This window comes from Enterobacter cloacae complex sp. IR5402 (assembly GCF_049238125.1).
GTDB classification, from domain to species: Bacteria; Pseudomonadota; Gammaproteobacteria; order Enterobacterales; family Enterobacteriaceae; genus Enterobacter; species Enterobacter hormaechei_C.
On sequence record NZ_JBMKHO010000001.1, the window covers coordinates 17,824 to 37,920 of the forward strand.

The window sequence follows — 20,097 nt, forward strand, 5'->3', positions numbered from 1 at the left end:
TCGGGGTTTCCGTGAGTGATTGGTATCGGCGTGTAACCGTATGTACAACGCCGGGGCAGATCCCCGACGCATTCGGTTACAGGTAGCGGGATGTCAGGTGTTCGCGGAAGTAGCGGATATTCAGATCTTCACCCGTGGCCTGGGTGATGAGCTGCGATGTGCTGAAACGGCTGCCGTGCTGCCAGATATTCTGACGCAGCCAGTCAAACAGCGCCGAGAAATCGCCCCCGGCGATGGATGCCTGCAACCCGGGCAGCGCAGTTTTGGCGGCATGGAACAGCTGTGCCGCATACATTGCTCCCAGCGTGTAAGACGGGAAGTAGCCAAAACCGCCGTCGGTCCAGTGGATATCCTGCATACAGCCGTTGCGATAGTTATCTTTGGTGGATAACCCAAGCCAGGCCTGCATTTTCTCATCCCATAACGCGGGAATATCATCGACTTCAATTTCGCCATTGATTAGCGCGCGCTCGATCTCATAGCGCAGCACCACATGCGCCGGATAGCTCACTTCATCCGCATCAACGCGGATGTAGCCCGGCTTCACGCGCTGGTTCCAGGCAATGAAATTCTCTTCGCTGAATGCCGCCTGGCTGCCGAAACGGGCATGAACCGCCGGAAGCAGATGCTTCAGGAAAGCGTCGCTGCGGCCTAGCTGCATTTCAAAGAACAAGCTCTGGGATTCATGGATCGCCGTAGAGCGCGCCAGCGCAACGGGCTGACCGGCCCATGCTCGCGGAAGGTTTTGCTCGTAGCGGGCATGTCCGGTTTCGTGGATCACGCCGAAAAGCGCGCTGAGCAGTTCATCTTCATCGTAACGCGTGGTGATACGCACATCTTCCGGCACGCCGCCGCAGAACGGGTGGGCGCTAACGTCCAGACGACCGCCGTTAAAATCGAAGCCAAGCATTTTCATCGCTTCCAGGCCCAGCTCGCGCTGCGTGGCGGTCGGGAAGGGACCCTGTGGCGGAACGAACGATCGTTGAGCCTGTTTTTCCACAACCTTTGCCAGCAACTCCGGTAGCCAGGACTTCAGCTCGCCGAACAGCACATCCAGGCGAGCGCTGGTCATGTCGGGTTCAAAGATATCCAGCAGCGCGTCGTAAGGCGTGCAGCCTTTAGCCTCAGCGCGCAGGCGGGCTTCTTCACGACTGAGTTTCACCACCTCTTTCAGGTTGGCTGAAAAGCCCTGCCAGTCGTTGGCCGGACGCTGAGTGCGCCACGCGTGTTCACACCTGCTGCCCGCCAGCGATTTGGCCTCCACCAGCGATTCCGGCAGTAAAGTTGCCTGCTGGTAGTAGCGCGTCATTTCACGCAGGTTGGCCAGCTCAACGTCGTTCAGATCTTCGTCTGCCGCCGCCGCCAGCCATTCACCCACTTTTTTATCGGTCAGGATCTGATGTTGCAGGACGCTCATCTCCGCCAGCGCTTCACCGCGCGCGGCGCTGCCGCCTGGCGGCATCATGGTGAACATGTCCCAGCTGGCGATGGAGGAGAGGTGAGAGAAGCGGGAGAGGCGCTGGAAGGTGCGGGTGAGTTGTTGATAGTTATTGTTTTTCATGAAGTCCTCGTGTCTGAATCAGCCGATGACAAAAATTAGCATCGGCTCGATTTAAACACGAAGAGGGCTGAATGTTAATGCAGTCGTTTATGCAGGCTCGCGCCCACCAGCAGTGCCGCGCACAGCATCAGCGCGATAAATCCGCCCACGCCGTTCCAGCCGTAGTTATGCCAGAACACCCCGCCGAGCGTACCGGCTATGCTGGAACCAAGATAGTAACTGAACAGATACAGTGACGAAGCCTGACCTTTAGCGCGGCGCGCGCGTGGGCCAATCCAGCTGCTGGCAACGGAATGCGCGGCAAAGAAGCCCGCAGAGAAGAGCAGCATTCCGGCAAAAATCAGCCACAGGGAAGAGAAAAGCGTCATCAGCAGTCCGAACAGCATCACGGCGGTGGATACCAGCATCACCGGACCACGGCCGAAGCGCGCGGTCATGGCGCCCGCTTTTGGCGAACTCCATGTCCCGGTGAGATATGCCACAGAGAGCAAACCCACTAATGCCTGGCTAAGATGCCACGGTGAAAGCATCAGACGATAGCCAATGTAGTTGAACAGCGTCACGAACGAGCCCATCAGCAGGAAACCGGTCAGGAACAAACGGGGCAGCCCTTGATCGCGCCAGTGCAGGCGAAAGTTGATAAATAACGTTTTCGGACGCAGGGAGGTCGGGCGGAAATGGCGCGATTCCGGCAGGATTTTCCAGAACATCAGCGCCGAAGCGAGGGCGAAGCAGCCGATAACGGCCAGCGCAATGCGCCAGTTAAAGAAATCAGTAAACACACCGCTAAGCAGGCGTCCGCTCATCCCGCCGATAGAGTTCCCGCTAATGTACAGCCCCATGGAGAAGGCCACGAAGCTCGGGTGGATCTCCTCGCTGAGATAGGTCATCCCGACCGCCGCCACGCCGCTCAGGGATAACCCAATCAGCGCGCGCATGATCAGAATGCCGTGCCAGCTGGTCATCATGGTGGACAACAAGGTACACACGGAGGCCAGCATTAACGCCGTTACCATGACCTGCTTACGCCCGATGGCATCCGAAAGTGGCCCGGTGAACAGCAGACCGATCGCCAGCATCCCGGTTGAAATGGAGAGCGAAATACTGCTGCTGGCTGGCGACACGCCAAATTCATGCGACAGGACCGGCAGGATCGGCTGAACGCAGTAGAGCAGGGCGAAAGTGGCGAGACCCGCTGAGAAGAGCGCCAGCGTGACGCGCATAAACTGGGGGGTACCACGTTTAATAAACTGAACCGGCTGCGGTGCTGCGGGTAAATCATCAATGTCGCTGGCCGGCGCGATATCAACGGTCGTTGTACGGCTCACACATAATCCTTGCTTAAACATCCCCGTGGTTTCTGGTGACGGGTATGACCACAAGATTAGGGTAGGAAAATGTAAATATTCTGTCTAATATATTAATAATCTCAAATGATACTTTAAAAATATGAATATCGAGCTGCGCCATCTACGCTATTTTGTCGCCGTCGCCGAAGAGCTGCATTTTGGTCGTGCGGCGGCAAGGCTGAATATCTCTCAGCCACCGCTAAGCCAGCAGATACAGATCCTGGAGCAGCAGGTCGGGGCGCGTCTGCTGGCGCGAACCAACCGCAGCGTGAGCCTGACGGCGGCGGGAAAACAGTTTCTTGCCGATAGCCGACAAATCCTGAGTATGGTGGAGGACGCCGCCGCCAGAGCGGAACGGCTTTATCTCGGGGAGACGGGAGAGCTGCGCATCGGGTTTACCTCATCGGCCCCCTTTATCAGCGCTGTTTCACAAACGCTATCTTCGTTTCGCCGTAACTTTCCGGATGTGCATATTCAGACGCGCGAAATAAATACTCGCGAGCAGATATCGCCGCTTAACGAAGGATCGCTCGATCTGGGGCTGATGCGTAACACGCAGTTGCCTGATACCCTGGCGTGGCAGGTGATCCTGCGCGAACCGCTGATGGCGATGATCCCCCGGGATCATCCGCTCGCCGCGCAGCACAGCGTCACGCTGGCTGAACTGGCGAAAGAGCCATTTGTCTTTTTTGACCCTCAGGTGGGAACCGGGTTGTATGACGATATTCTTGGTTTGATGCGGCGATATGGCCTTGTCCCGACTATCGCGCAGGAGGTGGGGGAAGCCATGACGATCATTGGTCTCGTTGCCGCAGGGCTTGGCGTGTCGATTCTCCCGGCCTCGTTTAAACGGGTACAATTGCCGGAAATGCGCTGGGTGAAGATAGCCGAGCAGGATGCAGTCTCAGAGATGTGGCTGGTGTGGTCTAAACATCATGAACAGAGCCATGCGGCACAGCGTTTCAAAGAACAATTAATTACCGCTTCTCGCGGGCGTTATTTATAGGGAAAAGTGGGCGAAAATGTGCAGTAAATCACATGGCTAAGTAAAAATTTGACGTCAGCCATTGAAGTGCTTCACCATAGCCCTCAGTTTATTTCGAAGCTCGAAAATAAGGGAGTACGAGGTGGTTGCTGATAGTCAGCCAGGGCATATCGATCAGATCAAGCAGACCAACGCGGGTGCCGTTTATCGCCTGATTGATCAGCTTGGTCCGGTTTCGCGTATCGATCTTTCGCGCCTGGCACAACTGGCACCCGCCAGTATTACCAAGATTGTCCGCGAAATGCTGGAAGCCCATCTGGTTCAGGAGACAGAAATTCAGGAGCCGGGCAGTCGTGGCCGTCCGGCGGTAGGGCTGGTGGTGGAAACGGAAGCCTGGCACTACCTGTCGCTGCGGATTAGCCGCGGGGAAATCTTCCTCGCGCTGCGCGACCTCAGCAGCAAGCTGGTGGTGGAAGACCGGCTGGAACTCCCGCTTAATGCAGAGCAACCACTTCTCGATGCCATTCTGACCCACATCGACCAGTTCTTTATTCGTCACCAGCAGCGTCTTGAACGTTTAACGGCGATTGCGATCACCCTGCCGGGAATTATTGATACCGAAAATGGCATTGTGCACCGCATGCCGTTTTATGAAAACGTCAAAGAGATGCCACTGGGCGACGTGCTGGAAAACCACACCGGTGTACCGGTCTACATTCAGCATGATATCAGCGCCTGGACGATGGCGGAGGCGTTGTTTGGCGCTTCCCGGGGCGCGCGCGACGTGATTCAGGTGGTGATTGATCATAACGTTGGCGCTGGTGTGATTACCGACGGGCGTCTGTTGCATGCTGGCAGCAGTAGCCTGGTGGAGATCGGCCATACGCAGGTCGATCCGTACGGAAAACGCTGCTACTGCGGTAACCATGGCTGTCTGGAGACGATTGCCAGCGTCGAAAGCGTGCTGGAGCTGGCGCAAGTGCGGCTCAGCCAGTCGATGAGCTCCACGCTGCACGGTCAACCGTTAAGCGTCGAGGCACTGTGCGCTGCGGCAAGGCAGGGCGATCTGCTGGCGAAGGACATTATTACCGGCGTGGGCAATAATGTCGGGCGCATTCTGGCCATTATGGTGAACCTGTTTAACCCGCAAAAAATACTGATCGGCTCCCCGCTCAGCCAGGCGGCGGATATCCTCTTTCCGGCGATTTCCGCCTGCATCAATCAGCAGGCGCTTCCCGCGTACAGTAAAAACATCGTGGTCGAAAGTACGCAATTTTCCAACCAGGGCACGATGGCCGGCGCCGCGCTGGTAAAAGATGCGATGTACAACGGCTCGTTACTGATTCGTTTGCTACAGGGCTAACTCTTTTCCAGAGATGTACGAAAAATTGCGCTATCTCAAGCCCGGTAGCGCACGCATCCCGTAGACTTTCCCCACTGAATTATTTACCTGGTTTATATTTTGAAGCATACCCAAGAGGTGGAATGAGTCATGCTTAAGCGTTTCTTTATTACTGGTACGGATACGTCTGTCGGGAAGACAGTCGTATCCCGCGCGTTACTCCAGGCCCTGGCGGCAAGCGGTAAACGCGTTGCAGGATACAAGCCGGTTGCAAAAGGCAGTAAAGAGACGCCAGAAGGGCTGCGCAATAAGGACGCCCTGGTTCTGCAAAGCGTCTCGTCTCTGGAACTGCCTTATGATGCCGTCAATCCTATCGCGTTAAGCGAAGAGGAAAGCAGCGTCGCTCACAGTGGGCTTATCAACTACAGCCTGCTTTCTGATGGCCTGGCAAATCTGAGTGAAAAGGTTGACCACGTTGTCGTTGAAGGGACCGGTGGCTGGCGCAGCCTGATGAACGATTTACGTCCCCTTTCCGAATGGGTGGTGCAGGAGCAATTGCCGGTGATTATGGTCGTGGGCATCCAGGAAGGGTGCATCAACCATGCCTTGCTGACGGCGCAGGCTATCGCTAATGACGGCCTGCCGCTGATTGGTTGGGTGGCGAATCGTATTAACCCGGGCCTTGCGCACTACGCTGAAATCATCGACGTGCTGAGCAAAAAGCTGCCTGGCCCGCTGGTAGGCGAACTGCCTTATCTGCCCCGCGCAGAGCAGCGCGAATTAGCGCACTATATCGATCTCTCGGCTTTCGGCGGTATGCTGGCCATAGATCGAGTCGTGGCGTAGCGTTCTCGACAATACCGATGCCACAACACAGGCAACCAGCAAACCGGGAAGTAAAAAATACTGCCCGGTCATCTCACAGACCATCAAGGCCGACATGATTGGCGCATGCGTTGTGGCGGCGAGCAGCGTCGCCATTCCCGCCAGCCCAAGCAGGATCGCCGTCTCAGAGCCAGGAAACCACAGCGCAAAGATCTGCGCAAACAGCATTCCCGTTGCCATACCAACGAACAAGGTTGGCGTGAACACGCCTCCCGGCGCGCCGGACCCGCTGCTTGCCAGTACCGCCAGCAGCTTGCAAATAAAGACGCCAGCAATCACCGACAGCAGCGGCGGCGACTGCAAAAACGCCTGAACCACGCTATAGCCATTCCCCCATACTTTCGGCGTCAGCAGCGACAGCAGCCCGACGATCAGACCACCCAGCGCCAGCTGCCACGGCGGTGAGAGTTTGAGACGCAGAAACAGCCTGTGGCTGGCCGCCATCAGCCACATCAGCAGCGGGCCGCAAACGCCAGCCAGCAGACCCACGCCAACGATCAGGAAATAATCCACCGCCGTAAGCATCTCGCTGAGATGGACATCATATAGCGTATTCGCGCCGGGACTTAACAGGCGCGTGGTCAGCAGGGCCACTACAGCGGCAATCACCACCGGGCCGAGGGAGGCCAGCATCAGCGTGCCAAACAGGATCTCTGCGATAAACAGGCTGCCCGCCAGCGGCGCATGATAGGCGCTGGCCATCCCGGCGGCGGCACCGCAGGCGATCCACAGTTTCCATTCGGATTTTGGCGTACAACGTTGTGCAAAAAAGGAGGCGGCGAGGGCGGCGAGCAGGATCATGGCGCCTTCACGGCCGATGGCGCTGCCGCTGGCGACCACCAGCAACGACGCGAGGGATTTCACCAGGCTGGCGCCGTAGTCAAACTGGCCGTCTCCCGTCTCAAGCGCTTCCATATAATCGGTCGGGGCGTGGGGACGTTGTGCCGTCATGCGCTGCCATCCCCACAGCAGCATCCCCGCGGCCAGACCACCTAGCGCAGGCGTCAGCGCCCGCCGCCAGGGCGATAACGCGGCTGCGGCGTTCACCAGACTTCCGCTTTCGTTGCTGAGAAATAGCCACTCCAGCAGATACATGCTGTGGCGGAACACCGCAACGGCCAGCGCCGCCAGCACGCCGGTGACGGTAGCAATCAGGAGACGGCGAAACATCGCGCGGATGTCGGGGTAAGCGTGAAGACGTTGCATGAAGTCGTGATTTAACGGGGACGATACAATATTGTGGCGGGAAATCGGGAGGTTAGCAAAAGGTATGCGTGCGGAAAAAGGCCGGGCAGTACCCGGCCTGAATGCTTAACTCTCGCTATGAATATTTAATGCCCGGCGCGTACGCCCTGAACTCAAATACTCCGCAATATAATCCTGGGATATCTCGCCGTTATAGCGTCCGTCCTCGTCCACAATCGGCATCCAGCTGGTGTTGCTCTCATACAGGCGAGAAAGCACCACGCGCAGGTTATCCTCGGCCTTACCGGTCATACGGAACGGATGCAGAATATCCCCGCAGTTGCCGCTGGCGTTACGCGCTTCGCGGCGCTTCACAAAGCCGAGCGGTTTGCCGTGCTCATCAACCACGGTAATGGCGCGAATATCGTTGTCATCCATGGTGGCGAAGGCCTCCGGCAGCGGCGTCGATTCGCGTACCGTAATCGTCGGCTGCTGGTCGGTGACGTCGCCCGCCGATACCAGCAGCAGGCGTTTCAACGTCCGGTCCTGACCAACAAACGAGCCAACAAACTCATTCGCGGGTTTCGCCAGCAGCTCGTCCGGGCTGGCGCACTGCACGATACGCCCCTGACGGAAGACGGCAATACGGTCGCCCAGCTTCAGCGCTTCGTCAATATCGTGGCTCACCAGCATCACGGTCTTTTTCAGCTTGCGCTGCATCTCCAGGAATTGGTTCTGGATCACCTCACGGTTGATCGGGTCGACTGCACCGAACGGTTCATCCATCAGCAGGACCGGAGGATCGGCTGCCAGCGCGCGGATGACGCCGATACGCTGCTGCTGCCCGCCGGACATTTCGCGCGGATAGCGGTGAAGGAATTTATGCGGATCCATTGCCACCATATCCATCAGCTCTTCGGCACGGGATTTACAGCGTGCCTTGTCCCAGCCCAGCATGCGCGGCACGACGGTAATGTTCTCTTCGATGGTCATGTTCGGGAACAGGCCAATCTGCTGGATCACGTAGCCAATGTTGCGGCGCAGGGTCACGGTGTCCATTCCGCTGGTGTCTTCGCCGTTAATCAGGATTGTCCCGCTACTTGGCGTAATGAGACGGTTGATCATCTTCAGTGTAGTGGTTTTCCCGCAGCCGGACGGGCCGAGCAGCACGCACATTTCCCCTTCAGGCACGTTCAGGTTAACGTTGTCGACGGCCTTAAACGTCTGGCCGTGTTTCTGTGAAAATTGTTTGGTGAGGTTTTCCAGTTTTATCATAACTGCCCTGATTCCTTTAGATTCAGTAGTTTAGATAACCCTGTGAAATAACATTGTATTGTGTGTGTATTAATAGTGCAAGTAGTACTATACACAGGGTTATAAGTATATGAAAGCATAGGCAATAAAAAAGCCCTTTCCATTCGGAAAAGGCTTAAAAGGTTAACTGATGGTGATTGTAGCGGTGTTGGTGTTCCCGTTCCCGCTTGTCCAGTTGGAAGGGTATTTATAGATGTTCCCATGAGTATTTTTCACGTTCACACCCCAATAAACCTTACCTGTAGCTGTCAGCTTGTCAGAGCCACCGTTAATGTCATTGGTAGAGAAATAAACTGATTGTAGCCCTGTAGTGAATGTCTACTGACTTACTGCATGTTGTCTAGCTTCATCACTAAAGATAGTGCCAAAACCGCCACCATTGCCGTTTAAATACCATGAATACTGATATGTTCCATCATCAGCTTCATCCAGAGAAAGAGTTACTTTCTGAACTAGCTTCTGTCCCACAGTACCATCTAAAGTATCATCAGGCCTAGCTTTTCAAGGCTATCCATTGCTGTGCTTGCCGTTCGGGTAGTGCATTTAGCCAGACGAGCAAGACGTTTCAATGTAGGTGCATACTCAGCGCCGTAAAACGTTCCATCGTTTTGCAGGTGGCAATAAATAACTGCCTCCACTAATGAGAGTTTTTCACAACGTTCAAATAATGCATAAAAGGATTCAAAGTAACGGACTTTATATTTTTCCTCTTTCATTTCTCAATTCTCCTTTTCGATTAAATGAAGCTGTCAGTGGAATGAATGTAATAGGTAGGTTTAAATTCACTGGTGAATGATTTAAGGCTTACCAATCCAGCTTTATCTAATCGCTGCATTACGGTAGTTAATACGCGGCGTGATGTGCGTAGGCGTTTGGCTAATTCGTTCAGTGAAACAGTGACAGATTTTTCTTCACCATTAGCAGCAGTTACCAGATAACCGAAAACAACTAAATCAAGAGTGGTAATAAATGAAGGGAGGTTTAACACGTCTGCACGTGGGATATAAAAGTTTTCCATAGCGGGTAGCTCCTAGAGGTTAGATTATTTAGATACCTCATAGGTACTACGGGTGGTGCTTATCGTTCTAGGGGTAGAAGAATGAACATAGGGGTGATGTTTATCGTTCTACACCCCATGAAATAATTTCAGGGGAGGGGGTGAAATAAATTCATGTATACTAACCTATTTATTCTAACCTCTAAATAATATAAAAGAAAAAGGCCTCTTTATGAGGCCTTAACGCTGAAAGAAAGAAAAGTTAATTATTCATTTGCTTCTCTGCATTCTTTCAATATTTCAGTTTTCATTGAAGTTAGTAAATCATAATCGCCTTTCTGAATGATTAGCTTATTCATGTTATTAACGCATTTATCTACTTTGGCCTGATAAGCGTTATCCTGATAAACAAAGAATCCTAAGCCACACAGAGCGCTAAACGCTATCAGTGCTGCTAACACTGACCAGAATATTTTCATCACATCCACCAGAAAGAAATTGTATCGCCTTTGCTATCATCATATGTCTTAGCAGGTGCAGCGGGGGTAGGTGCTGGTTGTGGCGTGATGTGGATGTTCGTGTCTAGCGAACGTATTACACCATCCTTGCTATAGACGCTGGTTAAAATAGCGTAGGGGTGTTGTTTGTACGTGCTCCGGTTGGAGTCATGGAAACCACGAGTAACAGTGAACGTGTGCGCGTCTAAATCAGCCACGTGTGAAACGCTGAAAGCATTTACATAGCTCCCTGTGTCATGTTCTAGTGAACGGTCAAATGAAAGTGTTCTGTCTGCTTGCTGAGTGCTGTAAACAATATCGTGATTATAATCGGCGTTCGGTAATGCAACGTGTTTATCAAAACTGATATATGAACCAGCTACAGGGGAATAGTAAGCATCACGATTAATAGCCACGAACGGACGGCTAATATTTGTAGCGCTGGAAATGTTTATTGAAACATTCCGACTAATCCCGCCCATGTTATCAGTTAGCACACTTACATTTTTTGTGTAATGCGCAGTCTGAATACTTCTCTGTGCTTCTACCTGTCCGTTTCCTAAGCCGCCAGCCCATGAGGAAGCAGTGAAATTAGGAGCGTTTACGGTGGTGCTAATTGAAGCGGTAGATGTACCAGCGCCGGAAACAGTGATTGAAGCTGTTCCACCATTCTTACCAGTGAATGATTTAGTTCCATCAGTCATGTTGATAGAGCCGCGGCTAAATCCAGTGAATGAATGACCATTCCCCATGTGGCGACCATGACCAAAATGACCACCGTTAAATGAATGACCGTTAAAACTATGCCCTCCCATATTTCCACCATGATTATGACCATGTGCAGACGCGCCGAAAGAAGCTAATACAAGAAAAGCTATTAGTGAACGTTTCATTTAAATAAATCCTGAGTGTAGTTAGAAAATAAAGTTTACTATCATCATTAATAATTATTTATTTGTAGTAGGAACAATAACCACCTTTATGGTGATTGTTATATCCTCCGTGGATATGCTCCCCACGAGGGCAAGCAATTGCACCAGCGCTAAACATCATCAGCGCTATAATCAAAGTTTTCATTTACCATTCTCCAGCGTTCTTTGTGCAGTAGTAAACATCATCAGAAACCTGTTCAGAAAATTCATGCTCTGGTTTCTGGTATTCAATAAAGTAATCATCAGGTTTAGTTTTATCCCAATAAATATTTAAATTACCTCCACCTTCACCATCGTTATGATAAACCTCACCTCCTTTAAGGTTCTTTGTTGGCGTAGCATATTGAGTATCTATAGAGGCTGATTTACCGTCTATATCAATAGCCCAATCACCTTGCGCCATACTCGTTTGCATTGGCACTTTCACAGAGCCGTTCTTAACACAGGTGTAATTAGTCATATGTGCATTGGCTAACCCACTCAGGGCAATTAAGCACAGCCCCATAATTGTTTTATTCATCGTTTAGTTTCCTGATAGCCCGTAAAGCTTGTGTATCGCGTTCTAACCACTTCTGATAACGTTCTGATAGGTTTCCGTAGGGGTGAACCTCTAAACGCCGTATGGCTCGTCCTGTGTGCGTTAATTGCTCCCTGCTGTTCTGGTACATCTGAACAGGGGAAAGCTTCATTATTGAATAGTCTTTTCGGTGGTGTGCTGAGTGCATTTATAAAAGTGCGCTCCACCGTCATTTGAATACGCTGATGAATTATCAGATACAGTGGTAGCAAACACAAATCCATCAAAATTATAAAATCCTGTGTCGTTATCAGGTGTTCCATGATAAGGGATATCCAAAGAGCTACCGTTATACACAACTATCCCATTAGTGGTGGCTTTATCGGTAGTATGCCAGTGTGCTTCACCATCCGTTTTCATGGCATGTTTATCCACAACATGATTACCACATTGATAAATGGTGTGAAGGATATGCGTAGAAGCATTAGCACCGAGAGTGGCGAATAGTGCAGCAGCGATAATTAAACGTTTCATTAGTTAGCCTCACAATAACCTGAAATATTGTTGTTTACTACGGTCTGCAATCCGTTCAATTCCACGTGGGAATAAGTACCGAAAGTAAACCCTGTTTGATAGATGTTATATGCTCTTTCAAAATCACCTGTTCTCAGAGCGTTAAAAATATCTGTCCATTTCTGATTAGACTTCTGCATCTGAATTTCATCAGAGGTGAAATAACCTGAATCATCTGTTTTAGTTTTGGTGAATGAATACATGGTGACATTACTCATATTATTCACGGCTATTGTTTCATCAGGATATAAACGTTTACCGCTCAGTGTCACATAAGCAGGGAAAGCACTCATATCAACACTGAAACCAAATTGCATAGACTCTTTAGCGCTATCCATACAGGTAAATATTTTATTGGCTGGAGCATTATCACAGCCAGAGAGAGCCAAAGCAGCAAGCGCCACTAATAAATACTTTTTCATATTAACCTCAGATATTAAATGCTAGCCATGCCAGCTACTAGTTAATGAATGCTGCACCATGACGCTATGAACGGTGCTCTTCAATTTTCCCTGCATAGCGCCATAGGCAAGGCGTTGACCACAGAAGTTGCACCACATAGCGCCGTTAGGTTCAATTTCTACGAACCCCGTTACCCCGTTCACCTGAAAATGAACCCATTGAAGAGGACGCTGTTTAGTTGCCATTTCTACACCCCGTAAATTTGAGCCTGTGCGCCCCGTAGGGCGTTTGTATTAGCACAGGCAATGTGATTGCCTTACTCAGCCTCAGGAGCGCTCTGTGGCTCGTCTGTGTCGTTCTGTGCTTCACTCATTGAGGCATGTAATGCAGCACGACGGGCTTTAATCTGCTCCATAAGTGGATTCACTTCTTTAGCGGCCTGTTCCTGAATCGCTGCTAATGCTTCCTGTGCAATACGTGCCTGTGCGATTAACTGACAATTTTCAATATCTGAATCGCTCATGCTCGCTAACACAGCGTCAAAGAAATAAGCCTCAGCTTTAGATAACCAGCGCCCACCATCAGCCACAGGAGCAGGTGAAGCATTCTGTTTACGCTGAACAGAAGCAGAGCGTTTAGCTTTAGGTGCAGGTGCTACACCATCGTTTTCATTCAGTTTGTCCGTCCAGCTTGTGAGCGTGATACGTGACACAATGCCTGTTTTGTAATTGGTCTTAGCGTAGCGATACAGAGCAGCAAGATAATCATTACCCTCGCTTGTCTGTTCGTTATTGATAAGGTCTAACAGTTTAGCCAGTTCAGCTTTACGAACGGCATTATCAGCGCCATTTTTCAGCATCAGTTCTAAATCAACGTTACGAGTCTGTGCATCACGTTCAATAGTGGTTAGTTCGATAGCCATTTTTCAATCCTCAATAGTTGGTTTACGTTGCCTTTTGCAACGGGGCTAAGATTACTCCTAGCCCACATTCGTTAATTAGCTAATAGTGCTTAAACGTTTAGGGTTTCTGCCATGTGATTACTAAGAATGCTTCTTAATGCTTCTGGTTCGGTGGCAGATACAATAAGGGCGAATGAACGGTAAAATTCACGCGCAGCATCATCATTGCCGTTTAGTGTTTGCGAATAACGACCATCAGCAATGATATCACCGATTAGAAGGATTGAGTTTAGCGTGTGCTGGCATGGTTCGTTCTGGTAATGAATCATTGCCGTGGTAATTGCTGCACGAGTCACCTGATTGATTGCCTCAGGGGTAGGGTTGTACGACCGGAAAAGCATGTATAAACAATTGGCGCGTAATTCCATGATTGATGATTCTGAATCGATTGCTGGCACTAGCTGGTTATTTGCTTCATTCATATCATTTACCTCAGTAGTTGAAACATTAGTTATTTGTGAACCATTCACAGGCTCACACACAATTAACGTTTCTCCACGGTCAAAGTATTGTTGCCCCATATCACCGCTAAACGTAATGATGAAGTAACAAGAGAAATCGTCTACATTTGTCACTGTCTGACACTGAGAAGGGCGAGCAGGGCACATAACCACATCACCCTTCTTAATGTCCTGTACCATCGTTTCATGCTTCACAGGAGCGTTCTCTAAAGCTTCACGACCTTCCATGATGTTATTCAGTTGAACAGCTACACGTTCAAATTCAGCAATCAGTTGCGCTTTACGTGTCCAGCCCTCTACAGGGAAATCAAAGGTAAGGAAGTCTGCACCTGATTGTTCAATGTAAGTGTTCCAATCTTTCACTACTGCTTTCATGGTTGCTTTAGTATTAGTCAGCATTTCAATGTAGCGTTTGATGTTGTTCATCAGTGTCATTGCATTTAACTGTTTAGCGTTCATGTTTAGTGTCTATCGTTTAGTTAATTGCAGTGCGTTCACTGCTTGCTGCGATGAGAATTATCTTATACATGCTAAATGGCGTCAATAACCTAAATGTTTAGATAAGCACAAATACACTAAATGCGCACAAATACCTTAGGAAATTATTGAGCTGGAGTTAACACTGTTAAATAAAAGTTATGCTCTTCTTATCAGCGTTACACGGAGGTTGTGTTAATGGATAAGCTAATGGACAGAACACAGGCGTAATGGGTGATGCAAATGCGCATAGAGGCACAGGCAGGACTAGTAGAATGGGGATGCGCTGATATTTATTACACTTAACGTCAAAAGATACACGGAAAGAAGAAAATACATACACTTAAACTAATTACTGTAAATACCAATACTACTAATTATTGCACCTGCTGAATGATGGTTTGTTTAGTTAGTGCTAATGAATGGTTAAGGGTCACAGGGCATACCAGCCAGCAGCAAGCTAATGGTAGTGAAAACCATTCTCAGGAGTGTTCTCAAGTGTAAGCGTGACACATACACATCCATAGATGCACACTGAGGTAACTTATTGATATTACGTGAGGCTGCTAGTTTATATAGATGCCCTATTTGCTCTGCTACGGCTTCCTGTAGCGTTATCTGTGCTGCAACGCTGGATAGGGTAGGCTGTGCCACTGAACCTGTCAGAACAGCAGAGAGGGCTTCTATTTTACGGTCACGAATCATATCATCACGGAAACGGGTTAAGGCTCCCTGAATCTCAGCCCTGTTAAGCTGCGCTTTCTCAAGCTCAAGAAAACGTAAGTGCATACGGGTAGCACGTTGAAGCGCTTCCTGTGGTTCACGCGTTTTGATGCTGATAGAAATCATCCCTGATTGGCAACGCTTACGCCATACGTAGCCGTTTTTCATCCGTGTATGAAGTGTGCTCAATTTTTGTAGTCATGATAAGTCTCTGCAATCAAAAGGTTTTTCTGTCGATTATCATAAACCTTACTGAAATTAGAGTCTTAGGCGCTGATGCTATGTAGGCCGTTTGTACGGTTCTACTTTTATCATTATCGAATCCCCTTCGGAGTCAGTACCACCTGCAAACGGTGCAGCAACCAGTCGAGCACAATCGCTAAAAGACAAATCATCAGCGCGCCCGCAATCAACATACGAATATCACTCCCGCCAATACCGTTAAGCAGCAGCAGGCCCAGCCCGCCCGCACCGATCACGGCGGCAATCGCCATGACGCCAATGTTCATCACCACGGCGGTGCGGATACCGCCAAAAATCACCGGCAGCGCCATCGGGATCTCCACCCAGCGCAGACGCTGCCAGAAGGTCATGCCGATACCGCGTCCCGCTTCACGCAGGCCGGGGGGCAGGCTGTCGAGCGCCGTATGGGTGTTACGCACAATTGGCAGCAGCGAATAGAGGAACACCGCCGTAATCGCGGGCAGGGCGCCAATGCCCTGACCGATCAGCGAAAAGAGCGGGATCATCAGGCCGAAAAGCGCAATTGACGGGATGGTGAGCACAATGGTGGCAATCCCCAGCACCGGCGTTGCCAGCCATTTATGGCGGACAATTAAAATGCCCAGCGGCACGCCAATCACAATCGCCAGGCCGACGGTGAGCGCCACCAGCCACAGGTGTTGCAGCGTCAGGGTTAAGAGATAGTCCCAGTTGTCGAGAATATAGTGAATCGTCTCCATAGCGCCTCCTACAGCAACTGTTTGCTACGCAGGAAATCACGGGCGACCTGCTGCGGTGACTGATGGTCGATATCCACCTTCTTATTCAGTTCGGTGATAACGTCGTTATTGAGCTGGGCTGAGAGGGTGTTCAGCGCCTCCTCCAGTCCCGGGTTAGCCTCCAGCGTGTCTTTTCGAACAACTGGCGTCACGGCGTAACTCGGGAAGAAGCCTTTATCATCTTCCAGCACTTTAAGATCGAAGCCCTTCACGCGCCCATCGGTGGTGTAGATCAGCCCTGCATCGACAAACCCGTCGCGCACCGCGTTATAGACCAGGCCCGGATCCATCTGGCGGATCTGCGGGCGGTCCAGCTCCATCTTGTAGGCCGCCTGCAACGGTTTCATCCCGTCGCTGCGTCCGGCAAATTCCAGGTCAAGGCCCAGCAGCCAGTTGTTATCCGGATCGGTTTTACGGATCTGCTCAATCTTTGCCACCATCTCAGACATGGTATTGATATGTTCAGCCTCGGCGCGCTTGCGCTGCATGGCAAAGGCATAGGTATTGTTCATATCGGCAGGTTTAAGCCACACCAGACCGTGCTTCGCGTCGAGGCGTTTCACCGTCTCGTATGACTCCTGCGGCGACATGCGTTTGTTGATGTGGTTGAAGATGATCAGCGACGTGCCGGTGTACTCCCAGGTCATATCAATCTGCTTGTTGATCATCGCGTTACGGGAAATCACCGTTGCAATATTGGTCTGCGGCTGCACCTGAAACCCTTTCTTTTGCAGATACTGCACGGTCATGGCCGAGAGAATGTGCTGCTCGGTAAAGCTCTTGGTTGCCAGGATCAGCGGCGCGGCGAGCGCCTGGCTGGTGAAGAGCGCGGCGGCGCATAGCGCCGTCAGGCCGGAAAACAGTCTCATAGAAGCTCCTTGTTATAATTATCGCGCGAGATGCGGGCTCAGTAGTCGACCCAGTGCCGCCAGCAGCGTATCCAGAATCAGGGCGAACAGGGCGGTGGCCGCCGCGCCCAGGATCAGCGTCGGGAAGTCATTCAGGTAGATCCCAGGGAAAATCAGCTCGCCGTAGCTGCTGGCGCCAATCAGGAATGCCAGCGGTGCGGTACCGACGTTAATCGCAGTGGCAATGCGAATACCAGAAAGCATCACCGGCCACGCGTTAGGGATCTCAACCTGACGCAGGCGCTGCCATTTGGTCATGCCGATACCGTTTGCCGCTTCCAGCAACGACGCGGGAACAGAGCACAGCCCGGCATAGGTGTTACGCACAATCGGCAGCAGAGAGGCCAGAAAGAGGGCGATAATGGCCGGTTTATCACCGATGCCAATCACCACCATCGCCAGCGCCAGAACGGCCAGCGGCGGCAGGGTGTTACCCACGTTAAAGATTTGCATCACATATTCGGCGATACCACGCGCGGCTGGACGGCTCAGCAAAATACCGCTTGGAATGCCCACCAGCAGGGCAAAGAACATTGATGAAAAGACCAGAATCAGGTGCTGTTGCCCGAGGTAGATCAGGTCAACCTGGCGCGCCTTAATCGTCTCCAGTCCAATTCCCCAGGTGAGGAGAGCGAGAACCACGATAATCGCGCCGACAAAAAGCAGCGAACGTTTAAGTAATGGGTGCATTGCGGTGTGTCTCCCTGTGCGCATGCGTTATAGCAACCACTGGTTGCCTGTTGTTATGCCATGTTTCGGCAGGGGTACTTCACCTATAGCAAGCGAAACGGAAGGGTTCCAGCGAAGGGGGTAAAACAGTAACCCTATGAAATTAGTGACAACCTGGGTGAAGCCTTATGGCATAAGGGCTGTCAGTGGGCAGGCAGAATAGTCTTAAAGAAGCACGCCTTACGTGACAATGTCACGTAAGGCGTGCTGATTAAACCTGTCGACTAAGCGCGGCGCGCACTTTTCGTACCCGCCACGAGATGCGGACGATAGAGAAGGCGGCGACGAGTACCAGCATCAGGCCCAGCGCCAGCATCGCGTGGAATCCAAACTCTCTGAACAGGATCAGCCCCGCGATACCTCCGCTGATAAAGGAGAAAAGGGTAGTTAAATGGGTTTTGAGCTGACTCTTTTGCGCGGCCGTATCTTTGGAATAATCCCGGCGCAGCATGGCGACCATAACGGAGGCCAGCGAAATGCCCGCATCGGTCAGCGTGCCGGTGATGTGTGTGGATCTTACCCGTCCACCGGATAGCTGAGTGGAGGTGGAATTATGAATTCCCATCAACCCGCACAGGAAAATAATAATCTCCTGATTCGTGGCAAAGGAGTGAAAATACATTTCGTACAGGGATACCCCTGCCAGTAATAGCCCTTCAACAAACAGAACCTGGCTGAATACCAGCCTGATGTTATGGATAATCCCCCAGATAACAATAATCCGCGCAGCGATGGCACCTGAGACAAACGAAAGAATAATGGCGCCGAAGAAAAGAATATCGCTGAGATCGGTGGAGGAAACTTCGCTGGATAGCTGCGAGGTATTGCCCGTCATATGCGAGGGAAAAAAGCCGAACGCGCCCAGCGCAATGGCATTCAGCAGTCCCGCGGAGGTCGCCAGCCAGAGGGCAAGACGACGATCCTCCTGATGCGTTCGTTCTTTCTTTAATTTAATCAGCAAAGAATACCTCCGGTTTGAGCTTTGCCTGAACGCTCAAGCTAACAAAGCGATGTCGCTGGCTGACCAGGATATTGCTTAATTATTATTTCTACGGGAGGTGAGCGAGGTTTTGTAATTAAATAAAACAACCCTGTTAATATAAGGCCTTATTTCCGATGGCGCGACGTCGTAAAAGTCAGCACCCCTGCACTCAGGAGTAATATGCTGCTTAAAGCGAAGGTGCTCTGCCAGCCAAAGGTATCAAACACCACGCCACCCGCCGTTGAGCCAAGCGCAATGGAGAGTTGGATCACCGCGACCATTAGCCCGCCGCCAGCCTCGGCATCTTCCGGTAACGTACGGGCTATCCACGTCCACCAGCCCGTGGGGGCCGCAGTTGCCAGCATTCCCCAGAAACCTAACAGCAGGGCCACGATCCACAGGCTGTCCCCGGTGAGCATTAATACCCCTGCAATCAGCGCCATAAGCAGCGGTATGGCCATTAAGGTGAGGTAAAACGCGGCATTCAGGACCAGCGCGACGATCAGCGTGCCGATGAAACCTGCGATACCGATAGTGAGCAGGATCAGCGATAAGCCGGAAGGACTGACGTGGGTGACGGTTTCGAGGAAGGGGCGCACATAGGTAAATAACGCAAACTGTCCCATGAAGAACAGGCCGCACGCCATCAGACCCACCGAAACCGCAGGCTGGTGGAGCAGGCGAAATACGCTTTTACGTGGCGACGGCCGCTGGTTCCCGTCCATGTTGGGCAGGCTAAAATATTGCCAGATGAACGCCACAATCGCCACGGGAACCAGGCAAAGAAACGAGCCGCGCCAGCCAATGGTCGAGCCGAGATAACTGCCCAGCGGGGCGGCGACCACCGTCGCCAGCGCGTTGCCGCCGTTAAAAATCGCCAGCGCACGAGAGACCTGATGCTGAGGCACCAGCCGAATGGCGGTGGCAGCAGACATCGACCAGAAACCGCCGATGGCGATGCCGATCAGCGCCCGGCCTGCCATATACATCGAAGCGTTTGGGGCGAAGGCGATAATGATCCCTGACAGCGCCATCAGGACGGTCATGCCTGAAAGAAGATGTTTGCGATTCATATTCCCGGCAAGCCGGGAAAGAAAAAGGCTGGTCAGGACAGCCAGCGCACCAGAGAGGGCGATCCCCTGGCCAGCCGTCCCCTCTGTCACCCCTAAATCTCTGGCGAGGGGCGTGAGCAGACTGACGGGCATAAATTCCGAGGCAATGAGGACAAAAACGCACAGGGTCATGGCAAAAATACCGCCCCAGTGTGCACGCTCAGCATCACGGGATGAGGTTTGATTCAGTGTGGACATAGGTGT

At 51.6% G+C, this 20,097-nt stretch carries 22 protein-coding genes; 3 read left to right on the forward strand and 19 right to left on the reverse strand.

All coding sequences use genetic code 11. The features are described 5' to 3' along the window. Positions 1-76 precede the first annotated feature (76 nt). Positions 77-1,561, reverse strand: a complete 1,485-nt coding sequence (locus ACOTXL_RS00105) for a carboxypeptidase M32 (protein ID WP_045351120.1) — start codon at positions 1,559-1,561, stop codon at positions 77-79. 74 nt (positions 1,562-1,635) lie between these two features. Continuing rightward, the gene (locus ACOTXL_RS00110) at positions 1,636-2,889 is read right to left on the reverse strand and encodes an MFS transporter (RefSeq protein ID WP_003857455.1); all 1,254 of its coding nucleotides are present in this window, start codon (positions 2,887-2,889) and stop codon (positions 1,636-1,638) included. Positions 2,890-3,010: 121 nt separating this feature from the next. On the opposite strand from ACOTXL_RS00110, the gene ACOTXL_RS00115 reads away from it, so the two are divergent. The 3 genes from ACOTXL_RS00115 to bioD all read left to right on the forward strand — a co-directional run bounded on the left by ACOTXL_RS00115 (position 3,011) and on the right by bioD (position 6,083). Beyond that, positions 3,011-3,916: a LysR family transcriptional regulator gene (locus tag ACOTXL_RS00115; RefSeq protein WP_003857454.1), complete on the forward strand. Its 906-nt coding sequence runs from the start codon at positions 3,011-3,013 to the stop codon at positions 3,914-3,916. Between the two features lie 121 nt (positions 3,917-4,037). After that, positions 4,038-5,258 carry a sugar metabolism global transcriptional regulator Mlc gene (gene mlc / locus ACOTXL_RS00120; protein WP_003857451.1) on the forward strand — a complete coding sequence of 407 codons (1,221 nt, stop codon included), beginning with the start codon at positions 4,038-4,040 and terminating at the stop codon, positions 5,256-5,258. Between the two features lie 129 nt (positions 5,259-5,387). Beyond that, a complete protein-coding gene (bioD, locus tag ACOTXL_RS00125; RefSeq protein WP_022651051.1) occupies positions 5,388-6,083 on the forward strand; it encodes a dethiobiotin synthase in 696 nt (231 codons plus the stop codon). Here the strand turns inward: bioD and clcB are convergent. The 17 genes from clcB to ACOTXL_RS00210 form a co-directional block, all read right to left on the reverse strand. Further along, positions 6,018-7,328: a voltage-gated ClC-type chloride channel ClcB gene (gene clcB / locus ACOTXL_RS00130; protein ID WP_022651052.1), complete on the reverse strand. Its 1,311-nt coding sequence runs from the start codon at positions 7,326-7,328 to the stop codon at positions 6,018-6,020. The genes bioD and clcB overlap by 66 nt on opposite strands. Positions 7,329-7,433: 105 nt before the next feature. Further along, positions 7,434-8,582 carry an osmoprotectant ABC transporter ATP-binding protein OsmV gene (osmV, locus tag ACOTXL_RS00135; RefSeq protein ID WP_032658281.1) on the reverse strand — a complete coding sequence of 383 codons (1,149 nt, stop codon included), beginning with the start codon at positions 8,580-8,582 and terminating at the stop codon, positions 7,434-7,436. Between the two features lie 515 nt (positions 8,583-9,097). Continuing rightward, complete coding sequence (locus ACOTXL_RS00140; RefSeq protein WP_045351121.1) at positions 9,098-9,337, reverse strand: hypothetical protein; 240 nt, start codon at positions 9,335-9,337, stop codon at positions 9,098-9,100. A 20-nt stretch (positions 9,338-9,357) separates the two neighbouring features. Beyond that, entirely contained in the window at positions 9,358-9,639 is a 282-nt protein-coding gene (locus ACOTXL_RS00145; protein WP_072050228.1) for an Rrf2 family transcriptional regulator, read from the reverse strand. 245 nt (positions 9,640-9,884) lie between these two features. Then, entirely contained in the window at positions 9,885-10,097 is a 213-nt protein-coding gene (locus ACOTXL_RS00150) for a hypothetical protein (RefSeq protein ID WP_045351122.1), read from the reverse strand. Beyond that, positions 10,097-11,008 (reverse strand): hypothetical protein, encoded by a 912-nt coding sequence (locus ACOTXL_RS00155; protein ID WP_127341246.1) that lies wholly within the window; start codon positions 11,006-11,008, stop codon positions 10,097-10,099. Before ACOTXL_RS00155 ends, ACOTXL_RS00150 begins: the two co-directional genes overlap by 1 nt. Positions 11,009-11,192: 184 nt before the next feature. After that, positions 11,193-11,567, reverse strand: coding sequence for a hypothetical protein (locus ACOTXL_RS00160; protein WP_045351123.1), 375 nt, complete (start codon positions 11,565-11,567; stop codon positions 11,193-11,195). Between the two features lie 168 nt (positions 11,568-11,735). Continuing rightward, positions 11,736-12,098, reverse strand: a complete 363-nt coding sequence (locus tag ACOTXL_RS00165) for a hypothetical protein (RefSeq protein ID WP_127341247.1) — start codon at positions 12,096-12,098, stop codon at positions 11,736-11,738. After that, positions 12,098-12,559 (reverse strand): lipoprotein, encoded by a 462-nt coding sequence (locus ACOTXL_RS00170; protein ID WP_045351125.1) that lies wholly within the window; start codon positions 12,557-12,559, stop codon positions 12,098-12,100. The genes ACOTXL_RS00165 and ACOTXL_RS00170 overlap by 1 nt, the downstream gene beginning before the upstream one ends. A 296-nt stretch (positions 12,560-12,855) precedes the next feature. Beyond that, the gene (locus tag ACOTXL_RS00175; protein ID WP_045351126.1) at positions 12,856-13,461 is read right to left on the reverse strand and encodes a hypothetical protein; all 606 of its coding nucleotides are present in this window, start codon (positions 13,459-13,461) and stop codon (positions 12,856-12,858) included. An 89-nt stretch (positions 13,462-13,550) separates the two neighbouring features. Next, the gene (locus tag ACOTXL_RS00180) at positions 13,551-14,420 is read right to left on the reverse strand and encodes a hypothetical protein (RefSeq protein ID WP_045351127.1); all 870 of its coding nucleotides are present in this window, start codon (positions 14,418-14,420) and stop codon (positions 13,551-13,553) included. Positions 14,421-14,864: 444 nt separating this feature from the next. Beyond that, the gene (locus tag ACOTXL_RS00185; protein WP_131631790.1) at positions 14,865-15,350 is read right to left on the reverse strand and encodes a hypothetical protein; all 486 of its coding nucleotides are present in this window, start codon (positions 15,348-15,350) and stop codon (positions 14,865-14,867) included. A gap of 125 nt (positions 15,351-15,475) precedes the next feature. Then, positions 15,476-16,123 (reverse strand): osmoprotectant ABC transporter permease OsmW, encoded by a 648-nt coding sequence (osmW, locus tag ACOTXL_RS00190; RefSeq protein ID WP_045351129.1) that lies wholly within the window; start codon positions 16,121-16,123, stop codon positions 15,476-15,478. 8 nt (positions 16,124-16,131) lie between these two features. After that, complete coding sequence (osmX, locus tag ACOTXL_RS00195) at positions 16,132-17,031, reverse strand: osmoprotectant ABC transporter substrate-binding protein OsmX (RefSeq protein WP_045351130.1); 900 nt, start codon at positions 17,029-17,031, stop codon at positions 16,132-16,134. 18 nt (positions 17,032-17,049) lie between these two features. Then, positions 17,050-17,760, reverse strand: coding sequence for an osmoprotectant ABC transporter permease OsmY (gene osmY, locus ACOTXL_RS00200; protein ID WP_003857442.1), 711 nt, complete (start codon positions 17,758-17,760; stop codon positions 17,050-17,052). Between the two features lie 250 nt (positions 17,761-18,010). Further along, complete coding sequence (locus tag ACOTXL_RS00205) at positions 18,011-18,760, reverse strand: YoaK family protein (RefSeq protein WP_045351131.1); 750 nt, start codon at positions 18,758-18,760, stop codon at positions 18,011-18,013. A 146-nt stretch (positions 18,761-18,906) separates the two neighbouring features. Then, positions 18,907-20,091 carry an MFS transporter gene (locus ACOTXL_RS00210; RefSeq protein ID WP_045351132.1) on the reverse strand — a complete coding sequence of 395 codons (1,185 nt, stop codon included), beginning with the start codon at positions 20,089-20,091 and terminating at the stop codon, positions 18,907-18,909. Between the last annotated feature and the right edge of the window lie 6 nt (positions 20,092-20,097).

Coding starts and splice junctions, on each gene's coding strand:
- ACOTXL_RS00105 (WP_045351120.1), bottom strand. CDS start 1,561: ATGAAAAACAATAACTATCAACAACTCACCCGCACCTTCCAGCGCCTC.
- ACOTXL_RS00115 (WP_003857454.1), top strand. CDS start 3,011: ATGAATATCGAGCTGCGCCATCTACGCTATTTTGTCGCCGTCGCCGAA.
- bioD (WP_022651051.1), top strand. CDS start 5,388: ATGCTTAAGCGTTTCTTTATTACTGGTACGGATACGTCTGTCGGGAAG.
- clcB (WP_022651052.1), bottom strand. CDS start 7,328: ATGCAACGTCTTCACGCTTACCCCGACATCCGCGCGATGTTTCGCCGT.
- osmV (WP_032658281.1), bottom strand. CDS start 8,582: ATGATAAAACTGGAAAACCTCACCAAACAATTTTCACAGAAACACGGC.
- ACOTXL_RS00140 (WP_045351121.1), bottom strand. CDS start 9,337: ATGAAAGAGGAAAAATATAAAGTCCGTTACTTTGAATCCTTTTATGCA.
- ACOTXL_RS00145 (WP_072050228.1), bottom strand. CDS start 9,639: ATGGAAAACTTTTATATCCCACGTGCAGACGTGTTAAACCTCCCTTCA.
- ACOTXL_RS00150 (WP_045351122.1), bottom strand. CDS start 10,097: ATGAAAATATTCTGGTCAGTGTTAGCAGCACTGATAGCGTTTAGCGCT.
- ACOTXL_RS00155 (WP_127341246.1), bottom strand. CDS start 11,008: ATGAAACGTTCACTAATAGCTTTTCTTGTATTAGCTTCTTTCGGCGCG.
- ACOTXL_RS00160 (WP_045351123.1), bottom strand. CDS start 11,567: ATGAATAAAACAATTATGGGGCTGTGCTTAATTGCCCTGAGTGGGTTA.
- ACOTXL_RS00165 (WP_127341247.1), bottom strand. CDS start 12,098: ATGAAACGTTTAATTATCGCTGCTGCACTATTCGCCACTCTCGGTGCT.
- ACOTXL_RS00170 (WP_045351125.1), bottom strand. CDS start 12,559: ATGAAAAAGTATTTATTAGTGGCGCTTGCTGCTTTGGCTCTCTCTGGC.
- ACOTXL_RS00175 (WP_045351126.1), bottom strand. CDS start 13,461: ATGGCTATCGAACTAACCACTATTGAACGTGATGCACAGACTCGTAAC.
- ACOTXL_RS00180 (WP_045351127.1), bottom strand. CDS start 14,420: ATGAACGCTAAACAGTTAAATGCAATGACACTGATGAACAACATCAAA.
- osmW (WP_045351129.1), bottom strand. CDS start 16,123: ATGGAGACGATTCACTATATTCTCGACAACTGGGACTATCTCTTAACC.
- osmX (WP_045351130.1), bottom strand. CDS start 17,031: ATGAGACTGTTTTCCGGCCTGACGGCGCTATGCGCCGCCGCGCTCTTC.
- osmY (WP_003857442.1), bottom strand. CDS start 17,760: ATGCACCCATTACTTAAACGTTCGCTGCTTTTTGTCGGCGCGATTATC.
- ACOTXL_RS00210 (WP_045351132.1), bottom strand. CDS start 20,091: ATGTCCACACTGAATCAAACCTCATCCCGTGATGCTGAGCGTGCACAC.